The 26557-nt window shown below is 39.2% G+C and carries 32 protein-coding genes; all 32 read left to right on the forward strand.

The features are described 5' to 3' along the window. Positions 1–65 precede the first annotated feature (65 nt). The 32 genes from flgB to BK581_RS01240 all read left to right on the forward strand — a co-directional run bounded on the left by flgB (position 66) and on the right by BK581_RS01240 (position 26535). Positions 66–470, forward strand: coding sequence for a flagellar basal body rod protein FlgB (gene flgB / locus BK581_RS01085; RefSeq protein WP_078576299.1), 405 nt, complete (start codon positions 66–68; stop codon positions 468–470). 6 nt (positions 471–476) lie between these two features. Next, positions 477–932 (forward strand): flagellar basal body rod protein FlgC, encoded by a 456-nt coding sequence (gene flgC / locus BK581_RS01090; protein WP_078576300.1) that lies wholly within the window; start codon positions 477–479, stop codon positions 930–932. Positions 933–952: 20 nt separating this feature from the next. Then, the gene (fliE, locus tag BK581_RS01095; protein ID WP_078576303.1) at positions 953–1261 is read left to right on the forward strand and encodes a flagellar hook-basal body complex protein FliE; all 309 of its coding nucleotides are present in this window, start codon (positions 953–955) and stop codon (positions 1259–1261) included. A gap of 284 nt (positions 1262–1545) precedes the next feature. Further along, entirely contained in the window at positions 1546–3129 is a 1584-nt protein-coding gene (fliF, locus tag BK581_RS01100) for a flagellar basal-body MS-ring/collar protein FliF (protein ID WP_078576305.1), read from the forward strand. Between the two features lie 15 nt (positions 3130–3144). Continuing rightward, positions 3145–4155, forward strand: coding sequence for a flagellar motor switch protein FliG (fliG, locus tag BK581_RS01105; protein ID WP_078576307.1), 1011 nt, complete (start codon positions 3145–3147; stop codon positions 4153–4155). Next, positions 4148–4954: a flagellar assembly protein FliH gene (fliH, locus tag BK581_RS01110; RefSeq protein WP_169837469.1), complete on the forward strand. Its 807-nt coding sequence runs from the start codon at positions 4148–4150 to the stop codon at positions 4952–4954. The genes fliG and fliH overlap by 8 nt, the downstream gene beginning before the upstream one ends. After that, on the forward strand, positions 4944–6263 hold the full coding sequence (fliI, locus tag BK581_RS01115; RefSeq protein ID WP_078576310.1) for a flagellar protein export ATPase FliI: 1320 nt from the start codon (positions 4944–4946) through the stop codon (positions 6261–6263). Before fliH ends, fliI begins: the two co-directional genes overlap by 11 nt. Beyond that, positions 6263–6700: a flagellar export protein FliJ gene (gene fliJ, locus BK581_RS01120; protein ID WP_078576311.1), complete on the forward strand. Its 438-nt coding sequence runs from the start codon at positions 6263–6265 to the stop codon at positions 6698–6700. The genes fliI and fliJ overlap by 1 nt, the downstream gene beginning before the upstream one ends. Positions 6701–6714: 14 nt before the next feature. Beyond that, positions 6715–7296, forward strand: coding sequence for a magnesium transporter MgtE N-terminal domain-containing protein (locus BK581_RS01125; RefSeq protein WP_169837471.1), 582 nt, complete (start codon positions 6715–6717; stop codon positions 7294–7296). A gap of 33 nt (positions 7297–7329) precedes the next feature. Continuing rightward, positions 7330–8631: a flagellar hook-length control protein FliK gene (locus BK581_RS01130; RefSeq protein ID WP_078576314.1), complete on the forward strand. Its 1302-nt coding sequence runs from the start codon at positions 7330–7332 to the stop codon at positions 8629–8631. A 12-nt stretch (positions 8632–8643) separates the two neighbouring features. Further along, positions 8644–9072: a flagellar hook assembly protein FlgD gene (gene flgD, locus BK581_RS01135; protein WP_078576315.1), complete on the forward strand. Its 429-nt coding sequence runs from the start codon at positions 8644–8646 to the stop codon at positions 9070–9072. Between the two features lie 20 nt (positions 9073–9092). Further along, the gene (locus BK581_RS01140) at positions 9093–9479 is read left to right on the forward strand and encodes a TIGR02530 family flagellar biosynthesis protein (RefSeq protein WP_078576317.1); all 387 of its coding nucleotides are present in this window, start codon (positions 9093–9095) and stop codon (positions 9477–9479) included. 88 nt (positions 9480–9567) lie between these two features. After that, entirely contained in the window at positions 9568–10374 is an 807-nt protein-coding gene (flgG, locus tag BK581_RS01145; protein ID WP_078576319.1) for a flagellar basal body rod protein FlgG, read from the forward strand. Positions 10375–10471: 97 nt separating this feature from the next. Then, the gene (locus BK581_RS01150) at positions 10472–10696 is read left to right on the forward strand and encodes a flagellar FlbD family protein (protein ID WP_078576320.1); all 225 of its coding nucleotides are present in this window, start codon (positions 10472–10474) and stop codon (positions 10694–10696) included. Between the two features lie 4 nt (positions 10697–10700). Continuing rightward, the gene (gene fliL / locus BK581_RS01155; protein WP_078576322.1) at positions 10701–11135 is read left to right on the forward strand and encodes a flagellar basal body-associated protein FliL; all 435 of its coding nucleotides are present in this window, start codon (positions 10701–10703) and stop codon (positions 11133–11135) included. A 35-nt stretch (positions 11136–11170) separates the two neighbouring features. After that, complete coding sequence (gene fliM / locus BK581_RS01160; protein ID WP_078576323.1) at positions 11171–12166, forward strand: flagellar motor switch protein FliM; 996 nt, start codon at positions 11171–11173, stop codon at positions 12164–12166. Beyond that, positions 12159–13382, forward strand: a complete 1224-nt coding sequence (gene fliY / locus BK581_RS01165) for a flagellar motor switch phosphatase FliY (protein ID WP_078576325.1) — start codon at positions 12159–12161, stop codon at positions 13380–13382. Before fliM ends, fliY begins: the two co-directional genes overlap by 8 nt. 19 nt (positions 13383–13401) lie before the next feature. Further along, complete coding sequence (locus BK581_RS01170) at positions 13402–13764, forward strand: response regulator (RefSeq protein ID WP_078576327.1); 363 nt, start codon at positions 13402–13404, stop codon at positions 13762–13764. A 22-nt stretch (positions 13765–13786) separates the two neighbouring features. Beyond that, positions 13787–14476, forward strand: a complete 690-nt coding sequence (locus BK581_RS01175; protein ID WP_078576328.1) for a flagellar biosynthetic protein FliO — start codon at positions 13787–13789, stop codon at positions 14474–14476. Further along, complete coding sequence (gene fliP, locus BK581_RS01180; RefSeq protein WP_078576330.1) at positions 14473–15150, forward strand: flagellar type III secretion system pore protein FliP; 678 nt, start codon at positions 14473–14475, stop codon at positions 15148–15150. The genes BK581_RS01175 and fliP overlap by 4 nt, the downstream gene beginning before the upstream one ends. A 12-nt stretch (positions 15151–15162) precedes the next feature. Further along, positions 15163–15432, forward strand: coding sequence for a flagellar biosynthesis protein FliQ (fliQ, locus tag BK581_RS01185; protein WP_078576331.1), 270 nt, complete (start codon positions 15163–15165; stop codon positions 15430–15432). Between the two features lie 4 nt (positions 15433–15436). Beyond that, positions 15437–16213: a flagellar biosynthetic protein FliR gene (fliR, locus tag BK581_RS01190; RefSeq protein WP_078576333.1), complete on the forward strand. Its 777-nt coding sequence runs from the start codon at positions 15437–15439 to the stop codon at positions 16211–16213. Between the two features lie 3 nt (positions 16214–16216). Continuing rightward, the gene (gene flhB, locus BK581_RS01195) at positions 16217–17296 is read left to right on the forward strand and encodes a flagellar biosynthesis protein FlhB (RefSeq protein WP_078576335.1); all 1080 of its coding nucleotides are present in this window, start codon (positions 16217–16219) and stop codon (positions 17294–17296) included. A 41-nt stretch (positions 17297–17337) separates the two neighbouring features. Further along, positions 17338–19380, forward strand: coding sequence for a flagellar biosynthesis protein FlhA (flhA, locus tag BK581_RS01200; protein ID WP_078576337.1), 2043 nt, complete (start codon positions 17338–17340; stop codon positions 19378–19380). Continuing rightward, positions 19377–20498 (forward strand): flagellar biosynthesis protein FlhF, encoded by a 1122-nt coding sequence (flhF, locus tag BK581_RS01205; RefSeq protein WP_078576341.1) that lies wholly within the window; start codon positions 19377–19379, stop codon positions 20496–20498. Before flhA ends, flhF begins: the two co-directional genes overlap by 4 nt. A 7-nt stretch (positions 20499–20505) precedes the next feature. After that, entirely contained in the window at positions 20506–21390 is an 885-nt protein-coding gene (locus BK581_RS01210; RefSeq protein ID WP_078576345.1) for a MinD/ParA family protein, read from the forward strand. 18 nt (positions 21391–21408) lie between these two features. Beyond that, complete coding sequence (locus tag BK581_RS01215) at positions 21409–22485, forward strand: protein-glutamate methylesterase/protein-glutamine glutaminase (protein ID WP_078576349.1); 1077 nt, start codon at positions 21409–21411, stop codon at positions 22483–22485. Positions 22486–22499: 14 nt separating this feature from the next. Continuing rightward, positions 22500–24536 carry a chemotaxis protein CheA gene (locus BK581_RS01220; protein ID WP_078576353.1) on the forward strand — a complete coding sequence of 679 codons (2037 nt, stop codon included), beginning with the start codon at positions 22500–22502 and terminating at the stop codon, positions 24534–24536. 59 nt (positions 24537–24595) lie between these two features. Beyond that, positions 24596–25075: a chemotaxis protein CheW gene (locus BK581_RS01225; RefSeq protein WP_078576356.1), complete on the forward strand. Its 480-nt coding sequence runs from the start codon at positions 24596–24598 to the stop codon at positions 25073–25075. Next, entirely contained in the window at positions 25072–25713 is a 642-nt protein-coding gene (locus BK581_RS01230) for a chemotaxis protein CheC (RefSeq protein WP_078576359.1), read from the forward strand. The genes BK581_RS01225 and BK581_RS01230 overlap by 4 nt, the downstream gene beginning before the upstream one ends. Further along, positions 25706–26194, forward strand: coding sequence for a chemotaxis protein CheD (locus BK581_RS01235; protein ID WP_078576361.1), 489 nt, complete (start codon positions 25706–25708; stop codon positions 26192–26194). The genes BK581_RS01230 and BK581_RS01235 overlap by 8 nt, the downstream gene beginning before the upstream one ends. Then, the gene (locus BK581_RS01240; RefSeq protein WP_078576363.1) at positions 26191–26535 is read left to right on the forward strand and encodes a hypothetical protein; all 345 of its coding nucleotides are present in this window, start codon (positions 26191–26193) and stop codon (positions 26533–26535) included. The genes BK581_RS01235 and BK581_RS01240 overlap by 4 nt, the downstream gene beginning before the upstream one ends. The last annotated feature ends 22 nt before the right edge of the window (positions 26536–26557 follow it).

Genomic DNA, 26557 nt, shown 5'->3' on the forward strand with positions numbered 1-26557 from the left:
ATCTCGACACTGGTTCTTAAGTACGAGATATAAAGTTTTAGATTTTTAAATCGGGGGAATAAATAATGAATTTAATTACTAATTCCACAAACCAATTGTTGGAAACAGCATTGTCCTCATCTATGACTCGACAAAATACGATAAGTCAAAACATTGCAAATGTAGATACTCCGAACTATAAAGCGAAACAGACAGTATTTGCTCACGAATTAAATCAAGCCCAAGCAAACCAAAAATTGAATGCTAATAGAACTGATAACCGCCATATTCAATTTGGAGGTGGGCCATCAGATGAGTCTGCTAAAATTGTATCTCGAAACAATACCACATATAACCACAATGGTAACAATGTAGATATTGATTCTGAGATGAGTGAACTAGCGAAAAACCAAATTTATTACAACACATTAGTAGATCGATTGAACGGTAGATTTAATAGCATACGAACTGTTCTTGGACAAGGGAGGTAATGAAACATGTCAATATTTAATGGATTGAATATTTCAGCTTCAGCCTTGACTGCACAACGTTTCAGGATGGATGTTGTGTCAAGTAATATGGCAAATGCAGACACGACAAGGGGTCGTTTAGTTGAAGGAGAGTGGGAGCCATACCGAAGAAAGATGGTGACCATGTATCAAAATGACAATTCTGGCTTTAGTTCATATTTAAATAAAGCGATGGGGACTTCTGAAGGGGCCGGAAATGGTGTGAAAGTAGGCCATACTGTGGAAGACCAAAGTCCCTTTAGACAAGTTTATCAGCCTGATCATCCAGATGCCAATGAAGAAGGCTACGTGGAGATGCCTAATGTTGATCCACTTAAAGAGATGATTGATTTAATGGGGGCAACGAGGTCCTATGAGGGAAATGTTACGGCAATAGATGCCCATAAAAATATGCTTCTAAAAGCACTTGAAATAGGACGATAGACTAATAGAGGAGGCTAATGATGGAAGTTAATCAAATTCAACAACTGAACTCGATTATGAGCACAGCTAAGAAAAACAACGTTAATCAAGCGACACCTGCTGAGGCTCAACAATCGTTTAAAACGTGGCTGAACAATGCGATCTCTGAAGTGAACGAAGGCCAAAATAATTCAGCGATAATGACTGAAAAAGTGGCGCGTGGAGAAAATGTAGATTTACATGACGTTATGATCACAGCTGAAAAAGCCTCTGTGATGCTTCAAACGACAACTGAAGTTCGTAACAAAGCAATTGAAGCTTACCAAGAAATTATGAGAATGCAAGTTTAAGATAGTACTAAAATACCCGATTTACGGGTGCCGAAATTATATATTCTATATTTTTAAGACATAAGACATGATGGTGGATTGCGCTGATTGCAGCATTAATTAAACAAACTCTCTCGTATGTAAAATTAGTTCGTTACAGGGCATTATTTTATGGGGGGTTACTCATTTTATCGGTCAACCATCTGAGGAAGTTTAATAAAATAGGAACTTTAATTTAAATGGTGACAAAGTATGAGGAATGAATGTTACTACCATTTAAATGTACAGTCAGTGTGGGAGGAAACATGAACGATAAACTGATCAATTATAAAAATAAAACGACAGAATTTTGGCAGTCCCGTACGAAAAACCAAAAAGGGATGCTCATCGGATCAGTGTTACTTGTCTTAACTCTTCTCCTGTTATTCATGTGGATGGGTTCGAGGACAAGCTATGTTCCTCTCTACTCAAACTTAAGTGTACAGGAAACAGGAGAGATAAAAGCGACACTGGACAGTAGAGGCGTCGCTAATGAAGTGAGTAGTGACGGGACAACGATAATGGTACCTGAGTCGATGGTAGATGATCTAAAAGTCACATTGGCTGCTGAAGGAATCCCGAATTCAGGACGAATAGACTATTCGACATTCAGTGATAATATGGGCTTTGGGACAACAGATAGTGAATTTCAATTACTAGAAAGAGCTGCGCTTCAAACCTCATTAGAAGACTTAATTCGAAATATAGATGGGGTGCAAAGCTCGCAAGTTATGCTGACAATGCCTGAAGAAAGTATTTGGTTAAGTGATGATCCAAACGAAGCAACGGCATCGGTCCTATTAAATTTACAAGCTGGTTATACGATGGACGAAAATCAAATTCGTTCTATGTATCACCTCGTTTCACGAAGTGTACCTAATCTTCCAGTTGAAAATATTGTGATCATGGATCAAATGTCGCGTTATCTAGAATTAGACGACAATTCAACGACTGGTGGATCATCTTTAAGTGTTTATGAACAACAACGCGCCATTCAACGAGATATTGAAAAGGATATACAACGTGATTTACAGCAAATGCTAGGCACAATGATGGGACCTGATAAAGTTCTCGTCTCTGTTACGACGGATGTGGATTTCACTCAAGAGAACAGACAGGAAGAACTTGTGGAGCCTGTTGACGAGGAAAACATGGAAGGTATTGCTGTCAGCGTCGAACGTATTACGGAAACGTATGAAGGTACAGACTTAGAAGATGGCGGTGTTGTAGGAGCAGGTGAAACCGACATTCCTGGATATCAAGGTATTGTTGGTGCAGGCCAAGGAGACTACGAAAAGATAGAGGAACGGATTAATAATGATGTGAATCGGATTTCTAAAGAAATCGTAGAGAGCCCTTACCAAATCAGGGATATTGGCATTCAAGTTATGGTAGAACCGCCAGATCCTGAAGATCCTTTAAGTCTTTCTCAACAAAGCGTCAATGATATTCAACAAATTTTAGGTCAGGTTGTCAGAACATCCATTAACAGTGATGTCACTGCTGAATGGGAAGAGGATGACATTAACGAACGTATTTACGTCTCAGCGCAAGAATTTTTTGGGAAAGCAGAATTTGAAGAACCCGCTACAGGGACACCATTCTGGTATTACATTGTTGGTGCTTTAGTAGCAGTTGTTATTTTACTCATCTTCTTATTGGTTAGACGGAATCGAACTGATGATGAAGAAGACATGGTCGTGTCAGAACAAACAGGGTATGAGATGACACCTTTTGATGAGGGACCAGAAACTGAAGAAAAAGCAAGAAGAAAACAACTTGAACAACTTGCAAAAGATAAACCTGAAGAGTTTTCTAAACTCGTAAGAACATGGTTATCAGAGGACTAAAAGGAGGAGAAAAGAGTGGCGAAAAGAAAAAAATTAACCGGCAAAGAAAAAGCCGCCATCTTGTTAATCTCTTTAGGTCCTGATGTGTCAGCGCAAGTTTATAAGCATTTATCAGAAGAAGAGATTGAAAGACTTACACTAGAAATTGCCAACGTGAAAAGGGTAGAGCAGGACACAAAAGAAGAGATTCTTGACCAATTCCACCAACTTGCAGTGGCTCAAGATTATATCACTCAAGGTGGGATTGGGTACGCCAAAGATGTGCTAGAAAAAGCTCTTGGATCAGATGAAGCGGTGGAAATTATAAATCGGTTAACGTCCACTTTACAAGTAAGACCCTTTGACTTTGCGAGAAAAGCTGATCCAGGGCAAATCTTTAATTTTATTCAAAATGAACATCCGCAAACAATTGCACTTATCTTATCTTATTTAGATAGCGAACAATCTGGCCAAATTTTGTCATCACTTCCCCAAGAAGTACAGGCAGATGTTGCTAAGCGGATTGCTGTTATGGATAGTACTTCTCCAGAAATCGTGAATGAAGTTGAAAGTATTTTAGAACGAAAGCTATCTGCTACAGTCACACAAGATTATACGCAAGCCGGTGGTATTGAAGCAGTAGTTGAAGTGCTTAATAGCGTTGACAGAAGTACTGAGCGAACTATTCTTGATTCTTTAGAAATTCAAGATCCTGAATTGGCAGAAGAAATTAAAAAGAGAATGTTTGTCTTTGAAGATATCGTTACATTGGATAACCGTTCGATTCAACGCGTTATCCGTGATGTTGAAAATGAAGATTTACAGCTGTCACTTAAAGTCGCTAGCGATGATGTGAAAGAGATTGTCTTTAACAATATGTCACAACGAATGTCAGAAACGTTTAAAGATGAAATGGAGTTTATGGGGCCAGTTCGTTTGAAGGATGTGGAAGAAGCGCAAACCCGAATCGTTGCCGTGATACGTCGTCTCGAAGAAGCAGGGGAGATTGTCATAGCACGAGGCGGAGGAGATGATATTATTGTCTAGACTTATCAAATCTACTTACACACGCCCTCCTAAAGCGGAAGGGAAGACCATTCGACTGCGTGAAGTAAAAGTACCGATAAAAGAAAAAGCATTTAATCCAATTGATAACTCGCTATCAGATGATATGACCGATACAGAAGTTCACGATGATGAACATCAGGTATTGGAAAGAGAGAAACAAGATTTGATGCGAAGAGAAGAAGAGCTTATCAATGCAAAAGCTGAATGGGAAGTTTACAGAAAACAACAAGAAGAAAGCTTTGAAGAAACTAAGCGCATTCAGTTAAGTCAAGCAGAGGATGAAGGTTTCACTAAAGGTTATGAAGCAGGTATTTCAGAAGGGCAACAGAGTATCCAGAAAGATGTTCAGGAAGCAAAGCATATTGTTCAACTTGCTAAACAGGATTATGAACAAAAGCTTGAGGAAGCTTCAGGAGAAATACTGGAGCTAGCTATGAAAGTAGCTGAAAAAATTGTGTCTCAAACACTTGAGACCACTTCAAGTGCTTGGGTTTCCCTCGTGAAAGAGGCGGTTACTGAAGTAAGGGAACAGGAAGAAGTCAAACTCTATGTAGCTCCAGCTTGGTATGAAACAACACTTTCTCACAAAAAAGAGCTAGAAGGTATCGCTTTGCATACGAGAGAGCTACTCATTTTTCCAGATGACTCGCTTTCAACGAATGGCTGTGTCATCGAAACGTCCTTCGGTCAGCTTGAAGCTTCTGTAGACAGTCAATTAAAAGAAATAAAACGGTTATTATCGGAAAGTCTGAAAAAAGGAGACCAACATGAGCATTAGTCACCTACTTCCTATCCTTGATAATATATCACCTTATAAGCAATATGGAAAAGTGACTCAAGTAGTGGGGCTAATGATTGAATCACAAGGTCCACAGGCTTCTGTTGGTGATTTATGTTCAATTACTTTAGGTCACGGTCAAAAACGGCGGATTCTTGCAGAAGTAGTAGGGTTTCGTGAACAAAATGTTTTGCTTATGCCTTATGACAGAGTAGAGGACATCTCCCCAGGTAGTTTAGTTGAAAGTATGAATCATGCTCTTCAAGTAAAGGTTGGTACAAGCATGATAGGCAGTGTCGTAGACGGTTTAGGTAGACCCATTGATGAAAGTTCTTTTATAGAGGGTTTGCAAAAGGTACCTACTGATAATACACCACCGAACCCGCTGAAGCGTCCCCGTATCCAAGAGCCACTCAGTTTAGGTGTGAAAGCAGTGGACAGCTTGTTTTCTGTAGGAAAGGGACAGCGGTTAGGGATTTTTGCAGGAAGTGGGGTAGGTAAAAGTACTCTCATGGCAATGATTGCAAAAAATTCCGAAGCAGATTTAAATGTGATTGCTCTTATTGGTGAGCGTGGACGTGAAGTGAGGGACTTTATTGAACGTGACTTAGGAGAAGCAGGGTTATCAAATACGATCGTGGTAGTCGCCACATCAGATCAGCCAGCATTAATGAGAATTAAAGGGGCTATGACTGCCACTGCGATCAGTGAGTATTTTAGAGACCAAGGCTTAAATGTCACCTTAATGATGGATTCTGTTACTCGGGTTGCCATGGCGCAAAGGGAAGTCGGATTAGCTATCGGAGAGCCACCTACTACTAAAGGTTACACACCTTCAGTATTTGCTCTACTCCCGCGTCTTTTAGAAAGAAGTGGCATGAGTGAACAAGGTTCCATTACCGCATTCTATACCGTACTTGTAGACGGTGATGATATGAATGAACCAATAGCAGACAGTGTAAGGGGAATATTGGACGGCCATCTAGTATTAGATCGTAGATTAGCTAATAAAGGACATTTCCCTGCCATTAATGTACTAACAAGTATTAGCCGGGTCATGAATGATCTCGTAAGTGATGATCACCGAGCGACTGCTGATTATATGAGACATATGCTCTCCGTATATAGTGAATCTGAAGATCTGATTAATATAGGGGCATATAAAAAAGGGACGAACAAAGAAGTTGATGAAGCTATCACTAAGTATCCTGAAATAATGGCTTTTTTAAAGCAAGGACTTCATGATTCACACGATTTCAAGGAAACAGCTGCCAGTATGATTCAGCAGTTCGGTATAGGAGGTAAATGATGAGTTTTAAATTCGCACTTCAAAAAGTTTTAGAAGTAAAAGACTTTGAAAAAACGGACGCTGAGCGAGCTTATACGGAATCTGTTGAGGAATTTGAAGGCGTAGCAACACAGCTATATGAGTTATTGAAAAAGAAAGAAGAGATAGTTGAAGAAACGGAGAAAAAGCTGTTGCGAGGTTTAGCTATTTCCTCTATTCAACTAAATGAACAAAATGTCTCTTTTTTACAGACTGAAATTAATAAGCTGCAGCTTAGCACACAAAAAGCGCGACAAAACATGAATGAAAAAGAGAAATATCTCTTATTTAAAACTGTCGATTTAAAAAAATATGAAAAGATGAAAAAAATAAAGCAAGCTCAATACTTGGAAAATGAGAAACGTGAAGAATTGAAATTTCTTGATGAAGTATCAATTCAACAGTTTGTCAGACGATGAAAACAGGTGAACCTATGAGTAAAAAAAACAAACAAAAAGAAAAATCACAAAGTAAATTTATGGCCTTTTTTATGGTCGTTCTCATACCGGCTGTTTTCGCTATTATTTTAGCTGTTGTACTGCTTTATTATCTAGGGATTAATGTAGGGGATACAGTCAAGCAGGCAGCTAGCTTTCTTCCATTTATAGAGGGAGAAGAGGAACGAGAGTTATCAGACGAAGAGCTCGTTGCACAGCTAGAACATGAAAACCAATCATTTTCACAGCAAATTCAACAGCTAGAAAGTGAGCTTGAAGCACGTAATGAAGAAATCGCTGAGCTAGAAGAACAGTTATCAGAAGAAGAATCAGATAGTGCTTCCACTGAGGAAATAGAAGGAGCAGCAGATTTAGAAGAAGTGACAACAGATGTCAATGATATCGTTAAAACGCTGGAAAATATGACAGGCTCTAAAGCTGCGGACATTGTCAGCGAACTTCCTGAAGATGAAGCTGTGACGTATTTACGTCTCATGAATGTGAATAATCGCTCCGATATTTTGGGCAGGCTTGATCCAGAATTAGCAGCTCAAATTTTAGGTCAGCTTTCAAATTAATACTAAGTGAATGGCTTGAAAGGGGGTGAAAAAATGAATGGAATGATGGCATTTATGCCGATGATGGTGCCTAAACAGCCCGCTCAAAGTCTAACCAATACGAAGACGTTAAATGACACAAATAATTCAGACTTTCTCACTGCATTATCTGCCCTTATGACAGGTGATGAACAGGATCTTGACGCTACCTTATTGAATCTGGAAAATCAGTTAGAATCAGACCCTGAGTTAGCTGCTTTACTAAACAATCAGTCGCTGGAAAGTTTAATTGCTTCGTTATCTGAAACGGTCGTTGATTTGCAAAAGCTTATTAATGATGTGAATTTAGAAGATAGCTTTCTTTCTAAAGACTTACTCGATAATGAGGATTTGTCAGCCTTGTTAAGCATGTTGCCACCAGAATGGGCCGATGAGTTAACAGAGTTGATTGAAAATAATACATCATTAGAAAGTATAGTAGCAGACTTGGAAGTATCGGGTGATCCAGTTCAATTGCTAGCACTTATCGCTGCTTTCTCTGTAATGGAAAAAGATAGCGTTAATGCATTAGGACAACAAAAAGGATTACCGCTTTTACAACAGATGGCTGAAACCTATTTTCCTAAACTGACTCAAGACTCTGAAGGCCAAGTAAACCGCAAGCTTTTAGCTCAACTAAAAGAATTTTTTAATAGTCAAAAAGATAGCAACGGTATGAGTCAAATGAAGTCAGAAGGTCAACAGGTGATGAATACGAATAGATTTGCTGAATTGGCTTATCTCAACCAACTTGCTTCTAGTCAATTAAACTCTAAGTCAGCTAACCAGACGTCTGGCTTGTCTATGATGTTAGACTCATCTAATGGCCAATTAGCGCGGTTTTATCAAATGTCCGTCGTGACTGGTCAAAGTGAAGGACAAGCTGAAAAACCGTCTCAGGAACACTTTATACGCCAGTTTCAGAACCTTTTATCCCGTAGTACCTTTCAACAATTAACGAATGGTGTTCAGCAGTTAAATGTCAAGTTGCATCCAGCAAGTCTAGGAAGGCTTGATATAACACTTCAACAAGTGAATGGCGTATTGCAAGCAACACTCATGACTACTACAAAAGTGGCTAGAGATTTAATTGAAGGGCAACTAGGGCAGCTAAGACATGCTTTTCAAACACAAAACATTCAAGTTGATAAGATTGAGGTTCAACAACAGCAAAGTCATCAACTATTGAAAGATCCACATCATGAGGATGGGAATCAACAACAAGCAAATCATGATGAAAATGAGACATCTAATGATGAAGATAATGTATTAGACTTCAGTGAGTTATTAGATGAAACCTTTAATGCTGAAGTTTAAGGAGGTGTTTGCATGACAATGGTTCAAACAAACAGTATCAATTACAGTGATTACGTTGAAAGTCAAAAGAATAAAGGTCAAGGTAGTAGCGTATTAGACAAGGATGCTTTTTTAAAACTTCTCATGGTTCAACTCCAGAACCAAGATCCTCTTAACCCAATGGAGGACAGAGAATTTATTGCACAGATGGCTCAGTTTTCTTCTTTAGAACAAATGACGAATATGAACGTGAACTTGCAAAAATTCATGGAATCTCAAAGGAATAACTTTGCTTCACATAGTGATTTAATTGGAAAACAAATTGAGTGGACGACTAGCACTGGTAATAAAAGAGAGGGTATCGTCACATCTGTTGTATTTAAAGATGGTGACGTTCAAGTAGTTGTTGGTGATACGAACGTTAACACAAAGAACATTACGAAAATTACAAATGCTGAGTAACAGAAGGTGAGGTGATTCACATGACTCCAAAAATCATGCCCCATCACCTGCAGCAACCTTTACCAAAGCCGACCACTGTTCATCGAACATCCGGACAAGCTGATCATCGCTTTAAGCAAATGCTCACGCATTCAATTGATGAGCAGTCAGAGCTAAAAATCAGTAAGCACGCTGAACAACGTTTACTCGATAGAGGCATTGATGTAGCAGGAGAAACGTGGAATGAAATTCATTCCAAAATAAAAGAAGCGAAGCAAAAGGGTGTGACTGATTCACTCGTGCTAACGAATGAGGCAGCATTTGTGGTCAGTGCTCAAAACGAAACAGTGATAACTGCAATGGACCGTGAAGAAGCAGCGACACAGCTATTTACTAACATTAACGGCGCCATTGTGATAAACAACTAAAAAACGGCCGGACCGAGAGGGAGCCGTAGGCTGTGGAATGATTGAAGCAGCGATTAAAAGAGTTACAAATTGAGAGGAGATTATTAACATGATTAGATCTTTATATTCTGGTATTGGCGGGATGAAGAACTTCCAAACCAAACTAGATGTGATTGGAAACAACATTGCGAATGTTAACACTTTCGGCTTCAAAAAGGGTCGTGCAACATTTAACGATTTAGTGAGTCAACAAATGGCAGGGGCTTCAGCACCTGTAGCAGGTGGACGGGGTGGAACAAACCCGATGCAGGTTGGCTTAGGTAGTGGTCTTTCTTCAATCGATACGATTGATACGCAAGGGTCTATTCAAACGACAGGAAGAGATCTTGATTTAGCTATTGCTGGCGACGGTTATTTCGTATTAGATGACGGCCAAGGTAACATTGGCTATACGCGAGCTGGGAACTTTTATCGAGATTCTGACGGAACACTCGTAAACGCTAATGGCTTTATCTTAACAGGCATTGATAACGGGCCAATTGTTATTGACAATGCTGCTGGTTATGATAGCTTCACGATCTCGTCAAATGGTGAAGTGCTAGGTATCCCTTCAGGTGATGGTGACCCTGTTGTCCTTGGTCAAATCCAAATTGCTACCTTCGCTAATCCGGGCGGACTTTCCAAAGCTGGAGGTAATATTTTTGTCGAGACGCCTAACTCTGGTGCCCCAAACCTCGGAGCGCCTGGGATGGATGGACGCGGTGAATTAGTCAATTCAGCACTTGAAATGTCGAACGTGGACTTATCTGAGGAATTTGCTGAAATGATCGTTGCACAACGTGCTTTCCAAGCCAATACTCGAATGATTACAACATCCGATGAAATCCTGCAAGAGCTTGTCAATTTGAAACGATAAGACTAGCTTGGCTTAGCGTGAGAGACGCTAAGCCAGCCTAATTTAAATAAAGAGGAGGAAGTGAGCCTCGCTTATAAAAGTGCAGCTCTAAAAAAATATGGTGATTTTAACTAGGCTGAATGGCCAAACTTTTACATTGAATGCAGTTTATATTGAGCAAATTCAAGCATTTCCTGATACAACAATTACACTATCTAACGGTAAAAAAATTGTTGTTATGGAAACCGAACAAGAACTGACCGATCGGATTGAACATTTTTACAAGCGAATTGGTTTAGCTCCTCTCGTCTCAAAACAGTTTGATCAGGAAGGGGAAGATTAACGTTATGTTTGCTAACCGACTCGTTAATATTATGCTCATTGTTCTGGCAGCTCTCACATTAATCGGGGTCCTAACACTCGTATTGTACACACAATTCTTTCAAGAGTCGGATGCAGAAGAAGGAGAACCGACGATTGATCAAGTGTTGGAAAGGTCCGTTGAAACAGAGGAAATTACAACAAACTTATCGTCCAATAATATTATCCGGTCACAATATGTGATTCAGCTCGAGAACAATGATGCGAAAAAAGAATTCGAAAAACGTAGTTTCCAAGTAGAAAATATCATTATTCAAGAACTGTCCGACATGACTGCAACTGATTTTCAAGGATCAGCAGGCATACAAGGTCTAGAAGATAGAATTAAGAATCGCATCAATGAAATTATGCAAGATGGAGAAGTGGTTCAAGTGTATATGAATCAACGCGTGATTCAATAAATGATAGAGTTGCAGGTGAAGTGAGGTGAGGCAAGATGGCTGATGTTCTTTCACAAGGGGAAATAGATGCGCTGTTATCGGCTCTTTCCACAGGTGAAATGGATGCTGATGAACTGAAGAAGGAAGACACGGAGAGAAAAGTAAAATCGTATGACTTTAAACGTGCTCTTCGCTTTTCAAAAGATCAGATCCGAAGTTTAACACGAATTCATGAAAATTTTGCAAGGTTGTTGACGACGCAATTATCTGCGCAGTTAAGAACTTTCGTTCAAATAAGCGTCGCTTCTGTCGATCAGCTTCCATACGAGGAATTTATTCGATCTGTGCCAAAGATGACTATTTTAAATGTCTTTGAGCCCTTTCCTTTAGATGGAAGGTTTGTCATGGAAGTTAACCCTAATATTGCATATGCTATGCTTGACCGTATTTTAGGTGGGCAGGGAGAAGCTTATAACAAAGTAGAGAATTTAACGGAAATCGAAACGAAAATTATGACGCAGCTATTTCAACGAACACTTGAAACGTTCCGTGAAGCTTGGTTATCGATTGAAGAACTTGATCCTGTCATGGATGATATGGAAGTTAATCCGCAGTTCTTACAACTCGTGTCACCAAATGAAACTGTTGTCGTCATTTCACTCTCAACAACGATTGGTGAATCGTCAGGCATGATCAATATTTGTTTACCGCATGTGGTCATTGAATCAATACTACCAAGGTTATCTGTTCATTTGTGGATGCAAACTAAGAAGAAAGATAGAGAGCCTGGTGAATTGCAATCATTAAAGAAAAATGTGAAACAGGCGCCTCTTAATTTGTCAGTTGAACTTGGTAAGTCGGTCATTACTGTAGATGAGTTTTTGCATTTAGGTACTGGTGACATTATCGAATTGAATCAACTGATTGAAGAGTCACTTTTACTTCGAGTAGGGGAAGAGCCTAAGTATTTAGTACAGCCGGGCAAAATGAAAAATCATGTAGCTGTACAAATCACAGATATTATAGAAGAGGAGGACACTCTTGATGAATGATGATATGTTATCCCAAGAGGAAATCAATGCTCTGCTAAACGGCATTGATAATGAAGATGAAGGGAAGACTCCTGAGGAATCAAATAATGAAACACCAGATAATGCAGACAGCTCGTCGATTGAGAACTACTTATCTGGTATTGAACAAGATGCTCTTGGTGAAATTGGAAATATTTCGTTTGGAAGTTCAGCAACTGCTCTTTCAACTCTTTTAAATCAAAAAGTCGATATTACCACACCAGAAGTATCCGTTATTAAAAGAGCTGACTTAGATAAAGCTTTTCCAAAACCGCATGTGGCTATATCAGTTGAATATACTGACGGGTTCGAAGGCATCAATTTACTCGTTATTAAAACAACTGACGCAGCTATTATTGCCGACCTTATGATGGGCAATGATGGTACAACTGCTTCCGAGGACTTAGGCGAGATGGAAATAAGTGCGGTACAGGAAGCGATGAATCAGATGATGGGATCTGCCTCAACGTCTATGTCAACGATCTTTAACAAAAAGGTGGATATTTCACCTCCAGCAATCGATTTACTAGATCTTCCTGAAAATCCAAATGAAGTTAAGCTTCCTGAAGATGATATGCTAGTTGAGATTGCGTTTAACCTTAAAGTAGGTGACTTGATCGATTCGAAAATCATGCAGCTGATCAGTGTATCGTTTGCAAAAGGAATGGTGGAACAGTTAATGAACCCTGATGACTCTGGAAGTGCTCCTGAAGAGACGCCAGAACAAGCAGCTCCTGCTCAAGAAACGGTTGTCCAACAAGAAGCGCCAATTTCACAAGAAGCACCGATGCAACATCAAGCACCGATGCCAACTCATACACCTAGAACTGGTCCTCAGCATGTATCGTCCGGACCTACACAACCTGAACGAGCGGCGAATGTCCAGCCGGCTGCTTTTTCAAATTTTGAAGCACCATCGCTTAATGAGCAAGAAGCACGTAATTTGGATATGCTAATGGATATCCCGTTAGAAGTAACAGTTGAATTAGGAAGAACAAAAAGATCTATTAAAGAAATTTTAGAGCTCTCACAAGGATCAATTGTAGAACTTGATAAATTAGCAGGGGAACCTGTAGATATTCTCGTTAATCAACAATTGATTGCAAAAGGCGAAGTAGTTGTTATTGATGAAAACTTCGGTGTGCGTGTCACAGATATTATTAGTCAGAAAGACCGTTTAAATAATTTAAGAAATTAATTTTTAAGGAGGCCTAACGATGGCGACACGAGTATTAATTGTGGATGATGCAGCATTTATGCGCATGATGATTAAAGATATTTTACAAAAAAATGATTTTGAAGTAATTGGTGAGGCAGGAGATGGCCAACAAGCCTTAGATCTTTATAAAGAACATTCACCTGACCTCGTGACAATGGACATTACAATGCCAGAGATGGATGGTATTACGTCTTTAAAAGAAATTCGCAAGCATGATCCAAATGCAAAAGTCATTATGTGTTCGGCAATGGGACAACAAGCAATGGTTATAGATGCTATTCAAGCTGGTGCGAAAGACTTTATCGTTAAACCGTTTCAGGCAGAGAGGGTATTAGAAGCAATTAATAAAACTCTCGGCTAAAAGCAACCAGGGAGTGACGAGATTGAGAAAGTTATTAGTTATGTTGATTGTTATACTTTTCTTCCCCTCAGTTACGTACGGGGAAGAAGCAAATGATTTCGGGGAAGGCGGCCGAAACGTCAATGAATTGTTAAACAACACTGTAGAAGAAAACAATGATCTAGATGACGAAGGTGAGACTGAGGAATTACCTTTGACAGAGGATACGAACGAAGAAGAGGATGAAAGCGACGTCTTAGGAGCAGCTAGTCCCAATTTGTTCACGATTTTACTTCAAATGGTATTAGCTTTAGGTGCTGTTCTCTTTTGCATTTATGCATTATTAAAATTCATTAATAAGCGGGCCAAAAGTTATAACAATCATGCTACGTTACAAACGATTGGTGGCACTGGTGTTGGATCTAATAAATCCGTACAACTAGTTAAAGCAGGGGATCGGCTTTTGATTGTGGGGGTAGGGGATACTGTCACATTACTAAAAGAAATTGATGATCCTGCGGAAGTAGACAACTTACTTCAAAAGCATCAAACGTCTCAAGACTTATTTGATCAACCTGTTTCAAAAATACAGGGGTGGTTAAAAAACAAAAAAGAAGCCCGTTCCCAAAATACGAGTGAAGCAGCTTTTCATAATTTACTTGATAAAGAGATGAGCGATGTCAAGAAATCACAAACAAAGTTTTATTCTGCTATAGAGGAGAAAGACCGATGATAGCATTACTGCAAATACCAGCATTAGATATATTTAGTGATGATCCAGGCAATTTATCAGCGACGATTCAGTTATTATTACTATTAACTGTGCTGTCTCTAGCCCCGGCAATCCTTATCTTAATGACGAGCTTTACGCGGATTGTAATTGTGCTGTCATTCGTCAGATCTGGCTTGGCGACACAGCAAATGCCGCCTAACCAAGTCATCGTTGGCTTAGCCCTATTCCTTACGTTTTTTATCATGGCGCCGATATTTTCAGAAGTGAACGAAAATGCCCTTCAGCCGATGTTTAATGGAGAATTAACACAAGAAGAAGCGTTTGAAGAAGCCGCTATACCAATGAAACAGTTTATGGCTGAACATACTAGAGAAAAAGATTTAGCACTTTTTATGGGGTATGCTGGAGAGGAAAGGCCAGAAACATTAGACGATATCCCACTGACTTCCTTAGTTCCAGCCTTCGCAATTAGTGAGCTGAAAACAGCTTTTCAAATAGGTTTTATGATTTTCGTTCCATTTTTAGTCATTGATATGGTCGTAGCTAGTGTGCTTATGTCCATGGGAATGATGATGTTGCCACCGGTTATGATTGCTCTACCATTTAAAGTCTTGTTATTCGTTATGGTAGATGGTTGGCACCTTATTGTTCGTTCACTATTATTCAGCTTTTAGAGGAGGCGCACTATGAGTCCGGAAATGGTTATATCATGGGCGGAACAAGGCGTATTTACGATTTTACTCATATCTGGGCCTTTGTTAATCACGGCTTTAGGTATCGGATTGGCAGTCAGTATTTTTCAGGCAACGACACAGATTCAGGAGCAAACATTAGCTTTTATTCCTAAAATTGCAGGCGTCCTTATTGCATTAGTCATTTTTGGTCCTTGGATGCTTTCTCAAGCATTATCACTGGCTGAAGAAATTTTTAGTAACTTACATCAATTTATAGGATGATAGTATGTTAGATTTTATCGAGTGGTTTCCTGCATTTTTATTAATTTTAGTTCGAATGTCAGCATTTTTTATAACACTTCCGTTTTTTTCATATCAGAATATTCCTGGCCGATTAAAAGTAGGGATTGCCTTATTTATGACGTGGATCATTTATTTTACTGAAGACTGGCCTGTGTTAGAGATGAATTACGAATTTATGCTGTTAATTATAAAAGAGGCACTCGTTGGATTAACAGTTGGCCTCATTGCAATGATTCTCTTATATGCCATACAAGTAGCCGGTGGATTAATTGACTTAAAACTGGGCTTTATGATTGCTAATGTGATAGATCCACAAACAGGTACGCAATCACCTTTAATCGGTAGTTATTTATATACGTTCTCATTATTGTTCTTATTAGCTACAAATGCACACCACCTTTTAATAGATGGCGCATTTTACAGTTATCAATATATACCGATCGACCAATTGTTCCTTCCATTGGGCGATGAAGCGGTACTAGACCATGTTGTTACAACATTTAGTACAATGTTCCTTATTGCTTTTCAAATGTCTATGCCAATCGTCGGGTCTATTTTTCTCGTTGATGTGGCATTAGGTATGGTTGCTCGGGCTGTGCCACAAGTAAACGTATTCGTTGTCGGATTGCCTTTAAAAATTTTTCTCGGTTTAGTCATGATGATTTTAACGATGGCACCGTTTTTCTTACTGGTGCAAAATTTAGTTGAGACGATGACACTGACAATGAGAACGCTAATGGAGATTTATGGAGGAGTGTAAGGGATGTATCTTTCCCTAGACCTGCAATATTTTGCACAAGAAAAAACTGAAAAAGCAACCCCGAAAAAGAAAAAAGAATCGCGGGAGAAGGGGCAGGTAGCTAAAAGTACCGATGTTAACACGGCATTTATATTATTATTCGTATTTTTATTCTTTTGGCTCATCGGAGGCTTTGTTGTTGACCAGCTTACGTCGATTCTGAGGTTTACGTTTACCGATTACTTGCTCATTAACTTAACCGAAGAAAATCTCCATAAAATGTTTATGGACTATCTTTATCAGGCAGCTGTTGCCACAATACCTGTGATGTTAATAGCAGCAATAGCTGGTATTTTCAGTAACTATTTGCAAGTAGGGGTCTTATTTGCTCCAGAGGCAATTAAAATGAAGTTGAGTAAAATTGACCCTATTAAAGGGTTTAAACGTATTTTTTCAGTGCGTGCTCTTGTAGAGTTTCTTAAGTCTATGATGAAAATAACCCTTGTGGGACTAGTTACAGGTTCGGTACTTTGGTTTTTCCTTGATGACCTCCTAAAACTGGGACTATACTCAGTCGGGGCTGGAACGATACTGATAGGGAACCTCATCATTATTATGGGACTGGCGGTCGGAGGATTGTTATTATTCATTGCGGTTCTTGATTACATGTATCAAAAATATGATCATGAGAAAAACATTAGAATGTCGAAACAAGACATTAAAGATGAGCATAAAAAATCTGAGGGTGACCCGCTCATAAAATCAAAAATTAAAGAAAAGCAGCGGCAAATGGCGATGAGCCGTATGATGGCAGAAGTGCCTAAAGCAGATGTTGTCATCACAAACCCAACCCATTACGCTGTCGCTTTGAAATATGATGATACAACAATGAACGCCCCAGTTATTGTCGCAAAAGGGGTCGACTATATCGCGTTGAAAGTCATTAATATTGCGAAGAACAACAATGTCACGACAGTAGAAAACAGGCCGTTAGCAAGAGCTTTATACGCTCAAGCAGAAATTGGGGATCAAGTGCCAGAGGACTTGTTTAAAGGTGTGGCGGAAGTGCTCGCATATGTATACCGACTTCAGCAACAAGCTTAACGAAGAGCTAGCCGTTTTATTAATAAAGGAGAGAAGCGCAAATGCCAATGAAAGATTTTAGTATCTTATTAACAGTTATTCTCATCGTCATCATGTTAATTATTCCTCTACCGACGGGGGTAATCGACTTTTTGATTGTTATTAATATTACATTTGCGCTCTTAATTATTCTCGTTTCTATGAATACTCGGGAGCCATTACAGTTCTCAATTTTCCCGACCCTGCTTTTATTAGTCACACTCTTCAGGTTAGGACTCAACGTGTCGACAACAAGAGCTATTCTTGGTAATCAAGGAGACGCAGGAAACGTCATTGAAACATTCGGACAATTCGTAGTAGGTGGTAATGCCTTAGTTGGATTTGTCGTGTTTGTGATTCTTGTCGTTATTCAGTTCGTGGTTATTACAAAAGGGGCGGAGCGTGTATCAGAAGTAGGTGCACGTTTTACGCTAGATGCGATGCCAGGTAAACAAATGAGTATTGATGCCGATTTAAACGCCGGCATGATATCGGATATTGAAGCAAGGGAACGACGGAAAAAAATTGAACAGGAAGCCGACTTTTATGGATCAATGGATGGTGCTAGTAAGTTCGTTAAAGGGGACGCGATCGCGGGGATTGTCATTGTTATTATCAATATTATATTCGGCCTTGTGATCGGGATGATGCAAGAAGGACTTGCTGTAGCAGAAGCAGCCAACAAATATACACTTTTAACAGTAGGAGATGGACTTGTCAGCCAAATTCCAGCCCTACTTATTGCAACAGCTACAGGTATTGTTGTTACACGAGCATCTTCAGACGGGAACCTTGGACACGATGTTACGAGCCAGTTACTTGCATATCCTAAAATGCTTTATGTGGCAGCGGGTACAATTGCTGCTTTAGGGTTTTTTACACCAATTGAAGCGTTTGTTACGACGACTATTGCAGCAGTACTTGGTGTCGGGGGTTTCTTACTAGGTAAAAACGAAAAAGAATTGCTGGAATTAGATGAGGTAGAAGAAGAACAAGGAGGAGAAGAAGAAGATATTAAATCTCCTGAAAGTGTTATTAACTTGCTTCAAGTGGATCCGATAGAATTTGAATTTGGCTATGGTTTGATTCCCTTAGCAGATACGAATCAAGGTGGAGATTTATTAGACAGAGTCGTCATGATTCGACGTCAGCTAGCGATTGAAATGGGCATGATTGTCCCGGTTATTCGCATAAGAGATAATATTCAACTTCAGCCTAACGAATATTCTATAAAAATTAAGGGGAATGAAATCGCAAAAGGTGAATTGCTACTGGATCACTTTATGGCCATGAGCCCCGGTGTAGAGGACGAAGCTATTACTGGTATTGAAACCGTTGAACCTGCCTTTGGTCTTCCGGCGTTATGGATATCAGAAGAGTTGAAAGAGCAAGCTGAACTTTCCGGTTATACAGTCGTTGATCCGCCTTCTGTCGTCTCAACACATTTAACTGAAGTTGTTAAACGCCATGCTCATGAATTACTTGGCCGTCAAGAAACTAAGCAGTTGGTGGATCACCTAGGTGAAACGTATCCGACGCTTGTGGAAGATGTCACACCGAACCCACTATCAATTGGAGAAATTCAAAAAGTGCTTAGCAATCTATTGAAAGAAAAAGTATCCATTAGAAACTTACCAGTTATTTTTGAAACACTTGCTGATTACGGACAAATGTCAAAGGACTCAGATTTGTTAACTGAATATGTAAGACAAGCTTTGTCGAGGCAAATTTCGAAACAGTATACTGAAGAAGGTGAGCCACTTTACGTCATCACAGTAAGTAGCAGTGTGGAAAAAATGGTGGCCGACGCTATACAACAAACTGAGCACGGTGCTTTCTTAAATTTAGACCCTAATTCCACGCAAGCGATTATTCAGTCAATGATGACTGAAGTTGAGAAAATGCAGGAAATGGGTCAAATGCCAATGCTTTTATGCTCACCTGCTGTGAGAATGTACATTCGTCATTTAATTGAACGGTATATGCCACACGTTCCCGTGTTATCTTATAATGAGTTGGAACCACATATTGAAGTTCAAAGTGTCGGGGTGGTGAACGGAAAATGAAGGTGAAAAAATTTGTTGCAAAAGATATGACGGAAGCTATGACGAAAGTTAAGGCGGAGCTGGGGCAAGATGCCGTCATTCTCAACTCTAAAAAGGTCGAGTCAGGAGGCTTTCTTGGCTTTTTCACTAAAAAGAATATTGAAGTCATTGCGGCATTAGATATGGAAGCTCGTTCTGGAAGAAGAAAGCATTCTGCTCGAGAGAAACCAAAGCCGCCTATCAATAGACAGGTCACTGAGCGAGAACAAGTGAAGCTCTCAAAAGAAATAGATGAACTTAAAGCCATGATAAAAGGGATAGGACCTAGTGTGAGTCACAGTAGTGAAGACTATCCCGACGTATTAAATACGTTTAACACCTACTTGAAAGATCAAGAAGTTCATGACACCTACCGTCTCACTGTCATGAAACACTTGTTGAAAAAATGGTATCAGGAAGATGGGGAAAGTCAAAGTGAAGAGACGATTAATAACTGGGTCACAGATGAGTTGCTAACCCTTTTAAAAGACTGTCAATTTGGAGCCTTTAATTATAATAAGAAATATCTCAATGTTGTGGGCCCAACAGGCGCAGGTAAAACGACTACAATTGCAAAAATCGCAGCTAAAGCAGTTCTTAAAGATGAAAAAAAAGTGGCGTTTATAACGACAGATACATTTAGAATCGCGGCTATTGAACAATTAAAAACGTACGGGAAAATCCTCAATGTACCAGTTGAAGTTGTTTACTCTATTAAAGATTTTAAAGAGGCAGTTAAAAAATTGAGCGATTATGATTTTATTCTTGTAGACTCAGCTGGAAGGAACTTTAGAAATCCGCTATATGTAGAACAATTAAATCAAGTGATTGATTTTAACGAACAGATGGAAACACATCTCGTATTAGCCATGACCTCAAAGTACCGTGATATGAAAAAGATAGTCGAGCAATTTAAACTCATTGACATTGATAAGCTTATTTTTTCAAAACTTGATGAAACGGAAACAATTGGGGCGATGATTAATATTATGGCTGATTACCATTTAGGGGCCAGCTACTTAGCCACTGGACAAAATGTTCCAGATGACATTGAGGAAGCAACTGCGATTAACATGGTCCAGCAGTTGCTAAGGAGTTGAACAAGCTGTGAATGATCAGGCTGATGCTTTACGTCAGAAAATGAATAGAGCTAAGACCTTGTCTCAACATCCTGAGAAAAAGCATACAAAAGTCATTGCAGTTGTCAGTGGTAAAGGTGGTGTAGGGAAGTCAAATTTTGTAGTGAATTTCTCGTTAGGTTTACAAAAAACTGGGAAAAAAGTACTGATTATTGATTTGGATATAGGGATGGCCAATATTGATATCTTGTTAGGCCATACATCTCGCTACTCTTTTGTCGATATGATTGAACGAGATATGTCGATCTGGTCTGTTATTGAAACGGCTGAAGAAGGCCTTTCATACATCGCGGGTGGAAGCGCCTTAAATGATGTTTTTGAAATGGATAAGGAAAAAGCAGATTTTTTCTACAGACAGCTTCAATCACTTGAATCAGAATTTGATTATATTTTCCTTGATATGGGAGCAGGGATTACGAGTAACAGTAGTCATTTTTTACTTTCATGTCATGATATTTTTCTTGTTACGACACCTGAACCAACTTCTATAACAGATGCTTACGGTATGGTTAAATATATTACGTTGCAAGATGCGACTTTACCTGTGACGATGATTGTCAACAGGGCTTATTCTACAAAAGAAGGCAGTCATACGTCCTCGAACATGTTAACCGTAACGAAACGATTTTTAAACAAAGATATTTTTTATTTAGCATCCATTCCCGATGATGACGTTGTTAGGAAGGCGGTTAGGGCCCAGAAACCATTTGTTTTGTACTCACCTAGATCTAAACCGGCAACCGCTGTGACAGCAGCTGTGCGCAAGTATTTGAAAACTGGGCGCCATGATATTAAGAGCGAAGGATCGATTTCATCTTTTATTTCCAAGCTAAAGGGTTTTATGAAAAATTAGCAGTGGAGGAGGGTTTAGATGATTAAAGTGCTTGTGGTAGACGACTCAGCATTTATGAGAAAAATGATTTCGGATATCCTTGAAAGGCATGAGAACATTCGTGTTATTGACAAAGCACGCAATGGGCAGGATGCATTGGAGAAGCTGAAGAAATTAGATCCTGATGTGATTACAATGGATGTAGAAATGCCTGTTATGTCAGGCATTGATGCTTTAAAAGAAATCATGAAAAGAAATCCAAAACCAGTTATTATGGTTTCAAGTATCACGAAAGAAGGCGCAGATACAACGATTCAAGCCATGGAGATAGGTGCTTTTGATTTCATTTCAAAGCCTTCAGGTTCCATTTCGTTGGACTTTCATAAAGTAGGTAACGATTTAATTGAAAAAGTCCTACATGCTTCCTCTCTTCCTGCTAAAAAAATTAAAGAATTATCAGTTGTCCATGAAAAAAAACGACCTGTCTCACTCACACCAGTGGAAGATGGGCTTCTCTATAAACAAAAACCAGGTCTAAAGTCCGGTGTTGATACCTTGGTAGTTATTGGGACGTCAACAGGGGGTCCTAAAGCCCTACAGGAGGTGCTAGCACGTCTACCTAAATCCTTTCCTCATCCCATTTTGATCGTTCAGCACATGCCGAAAGGGTTCACAAAATCATTGAGTGAAAGGCTAAATTCTCTGTCTGAGATATCTGTAAAAGAAGCAGAAGATGGTGAAATTATAAAAAAAGGTGTTGCCTATATTGCTCCGGGAGGATACCATTTAAAAGTAAGAGGTGTTGGGACTTCTGTCGCAATTCGTTTGGACCAGTCAGAATTAGTAAATGGTCATCGACCATCTGTCGATACTATGTTTACATCACAAACAGACATAAAACTAAAAAATATTATTGCAGTTATTATGACAGGAATGGGTTCTGACGGGAAAAAAGGTCTAGTACATTTGAAAGAAAATATGAAAACAATCGCAATAGCTGAATCTGAAAGAACATGTGTTGTTTATGGCATGCCGCGAGCTGCAATAAGTACAAATTTAGTGGATGAAGTGAAAGATTTAGAAGACATTGCATCAACTATAGTGAAGTACAGCTAATTGGAGGGATCACAATGGAAAAAAATCAGTACTTAGATATGTTTATTGATGAGAGTACAGAACATCTTCAAGCGATGAATGATAACTTACTCAAGTTAGAGAATGCACCTGATGACCATTCAATCATTGATGAAATATTTCGTTCTGCGCATACACTTAAAGGGATGGCGGCTACGATGGGATATGAAGATCTAGCAAGCCTGACTCATCAAATGGAAAACGTGCTAGATGGTATTAGAAATGGAAAGATTGTCGCTGATAGTCACTTACTTGATGTCGTCTTTGAATCGGTTGATGACTTAGAGGCTATGGTTAATGATATTGCTGATGGTGGAGAAGGTAAACGGGATGTGACCGCTGTCGTAGCTAAACTTGAGAAAATTGAAAATGGTGTGTCTGTTGATGAGGTAGCAGCGACCGTTGAAAAGACTACAGTACCTGTAAAAGAATCAAGTACAGGTGTGAGATTTGATGATTTTGAAATTACAGTATTAAAGCAATCGAAGGAACAAGGATTTAACGCTTATTACGTCAATGTTCTTTTAAGAGAAGACGTCATTTTAAAAGCAGCTCGTGTCTTCATGGCATTTGAAGTTCTTGAACAAATTGGAGAAGTGATTAAGTCCGTCCCTTCTGTTGATCAGTTAGAGGAAGAAAATTTTGATTTAGATTTTTCGGTTACACTTGTTACAAAAGAATCTGTTGAAGACGTTCATAGTCGCATTATGAAAGTGTCAGAAATTGATCGCGTGGATATTGTGACGATCGATGCGGATACGATTAACGATCAGGAACAGCCATCAGAAGGGGCAGTAGAACCAGCGGAAGACATACTAGTAGAGGATACAAAAGACGAAAAACCTTCCACATCTCAGCAGAAAGAAAGTAAAGGTGCCCAAGGAACTAACAAAACGATACGTGTTAATATTGATCGTCTTGATAGTCTGATGAATCTTTTCGAAGAGTTAGTCATTGACCGAGGGCGACTTGAACAAATTTCTAGTGATCTCAAAAGCAGTGAATTAACTGAAACAGTTGAACATATGTCGCGAATTTCAGGAGACTTGCAAAATATTATTCTTAATATGCGAATGGTCCCTGTAGAACAAGTGTTTAATAGATTTCCACGTATGGTAAGAGGGATTGCAAAGGACTTGAATAAGAAAGTTCACTTAGAAATAATTGGTGCAGAAACTGAGCTTGATAGAACAGTGATTGATGAAATTGGCGATCCGCTCGTTCACTTGTTAAGAAACTCAATGGATCACGGACTTGAAATGCCAGCTAAACGGCTTGAATCTGGTAAGTCCGAAGAAGGACAAGTAACATTAAAAGCCTATCATAGTGGGAATCATGTTTTCATTGAAGTCGCTGATGATGGAGCCGGAATTAACCGAGAAAAAGTTCTTGAAAAAGCCATTAAAAGCGGTGTGGTTTCGGAAGAAAATGGCGCAACATTAACTGATAATCAAGTATATGAACTATTATTTTCAAGTGGTTTAAGCACAGCTGACAAAGTATCAGATTTATCAGGGCGCGGTGTAGGGCTTGATGTGGTCAAAAATAAAATTGAGTCACTCGGTGGTAACGTCACCGTAACATCTAAGCCGAATGAAGGAACCACATTCTCAATCCAATTACCACTCACATTATCGATAATTTCAGTTATGTTAGTTGAAATTCAAGATGAAATTTATGCAGTCCCACTTTCTTCGATTATTGAAACGGCCATTATTAAGAAGGATGAAATCATGGCTGCACATAATCAAAAAGTGATCGATTTCCGTGGAAGTGTTGTCCCACTACTTGATTTAACAGAGTTTTTTGATGTACCAGTTACAAAAGAGGACGACGACTTTTATTCTATTGTCATCGTGCGAAAAGGTGAAAAAATGGCTGCCCTAGTCGTTAATTCATTTATTGGTCAGCAGGAGATCGTCTTGAAATCGTTAGGGGACTATTTAACAAATGTGTTTGCTATTTCTGGAGCTACCATTCTAGGAAATGGTCAAGTTGCTTTAATCATAGATTGTAACTCATTAATTAAATAGATGGCATGATATTTACTAAAAGAAATGAAATCAACTAAACCAATAGGGAGGTCTAGACAATGAGTGAAGCAGTCATGGATGACATGAAAGTCATTGTATTTCAATTGAAAGATGAAGAGTATGGTGTAGAAGTTGAACAAGTTCGGTCCATCGAAAGAGTCCAACATATTACGAGGGTTCCTAGTACACCTGATTTTGTTGAAGGAGTTATTAATCTCCGTGGGGTTGTCACACCGATTATTGATTTAAGGAAGCGATTTAGTATTGAAGGAATTGACCATTCAGAAACAACACGGGTGATCATCGTGACAGTAGGAAATATGGAAGTTGGTTTAGTCGTTGATGCAGCAAATGACGTGATTGACATTCCGAAAAGTGCTGTTGAACCACCTCCTGAAGTTGTTGGTGGTCTAGAAGCCGAATATATTCGTGGTGTGGCAAAACTAGAAAAAAGGTTATTGATTTTACTTAACCTTGATAAAGTTTTGAACGCTGAAGAAATGAATGAATTACAAGAGATTGAAGGGCCAGTTAAATGATAGATCTGAGCAAAATTGGAGCGCAGTATTTAGATATTTTAAGGGAAGTTGGAAATATCGGTGCAGGCAATGCTGCTACGGCTCTCTCTCAAATGCTCAATAAAACAATTGATATGAATGTTCCGGCAGTTAGAGTCGTGCCTTTTAAAGAAATTGGTGATACTGTCGGGGGAGAAGAGGCAGTGGTTGCTGCGGTCTTTCTCCTTATTGAGGGAGATGCACCAGGCAATATGTTTTTTATGCTGCCAGTTAATGAAGCCAGCCGTTTTATCCAACAGTTAACAGGAGATCCTTCCATTGATTTTTCAGACGAGCCTTTGAATGAGATGGCATCCTCTGCATTAAATGAAGTTGGGAATATTCTCGCTGGCTCATATTTATCAGCGTTATCTGATTTTACTAAATTAAATTTACAGCCTACACCACCTGCCATTGCAGTGGATATGACGACGGCTATTTTATCTTTCGGTCTTGTGGAACTTTCACGTGCTGGTGATTATGCCATTGTCATAGATACCGAGATTAACGAAAAAAATAACGATGATACTATTAGGTCAAAAGGACACTTTTTCCTTTTACCTGATCCAGATTCATTAAACAAAATTCTGCAAGCGTTAGGAGTTCCGTTAGATGGGTGAGGTAGTGAAAGTGGGGATGGCTGACTTAAATATTGCTAAACCCCCTCAAACCATTCGGACGTCTGGTTTAGGTTCGTGTGTAGGTATCATTCTCTATGATGAAAAAGTAAATGTTTCGGGCATGGCTCATATTATGTTGCCAGATTCCTCATATGCACGTGCAGGCGTATTGAATCGTGCAAAATATGCGGATACAGCCATAAACGACTTAATGGATATTTTGTCGAAAGAAGGAGTGGCGAAATATCGGATAAAAGCGAAAATCGCAGGAGGAGCCCAAATGTTTAAATTTTCATCTAATAATGAAGCGATGAGAATTGGGCCACGTAATGTGGAGGCTGTTAAACAAATCCTTGAAAAATTAAAAATACCAATTATTTATGAGGATGTAGGAGGAAGTAGTGGGCGGACGATTGAATTTGATCCAATGACCGGCCTCCTGGAGATTAGAACCGTTAATAAAGGTGTGGTTCAAGTATGACCAAAATGAACGTTGTCCTGTGTTTTTCTATCACATGTTTTAGTGTTGTATTTATCGCTTCTCTTACGAGTAATTTATGGCCTACTTCTTTATTTAGAGGCATTATTGGACTAGTTGTAGGTGCTGGTTTTGGACTTATTTTTCATGCTATCTGGAAATTTGTTGTATCAACTAGACCTGAAAAAGTCACTCTAGAAGAAGAGGATTCGACAGATCGTTATATTGACGACATTATTAAAATGGAGCAGGAGTTTTCAAGAACCCCTCTTACAGAAGAACCTGAAGCTACAGCTGCTGAGGAAGAAACCAGTTACGATGTTCAAAATAGTGAGCAACAGTAAACTTTTTCGTGTTGAGAATTAA

This window comes from Salipaludibacillus agaradhaerens (assembly GCF_002019735.1).
GTDB classification, from domain to species: domain Bacteria; phylum Bacillota; class Bacilli; order Bacillales; family Salisediminibacteriaceae; genus Salipaludibacillus; species Salipaludibacillus agaradhaerens.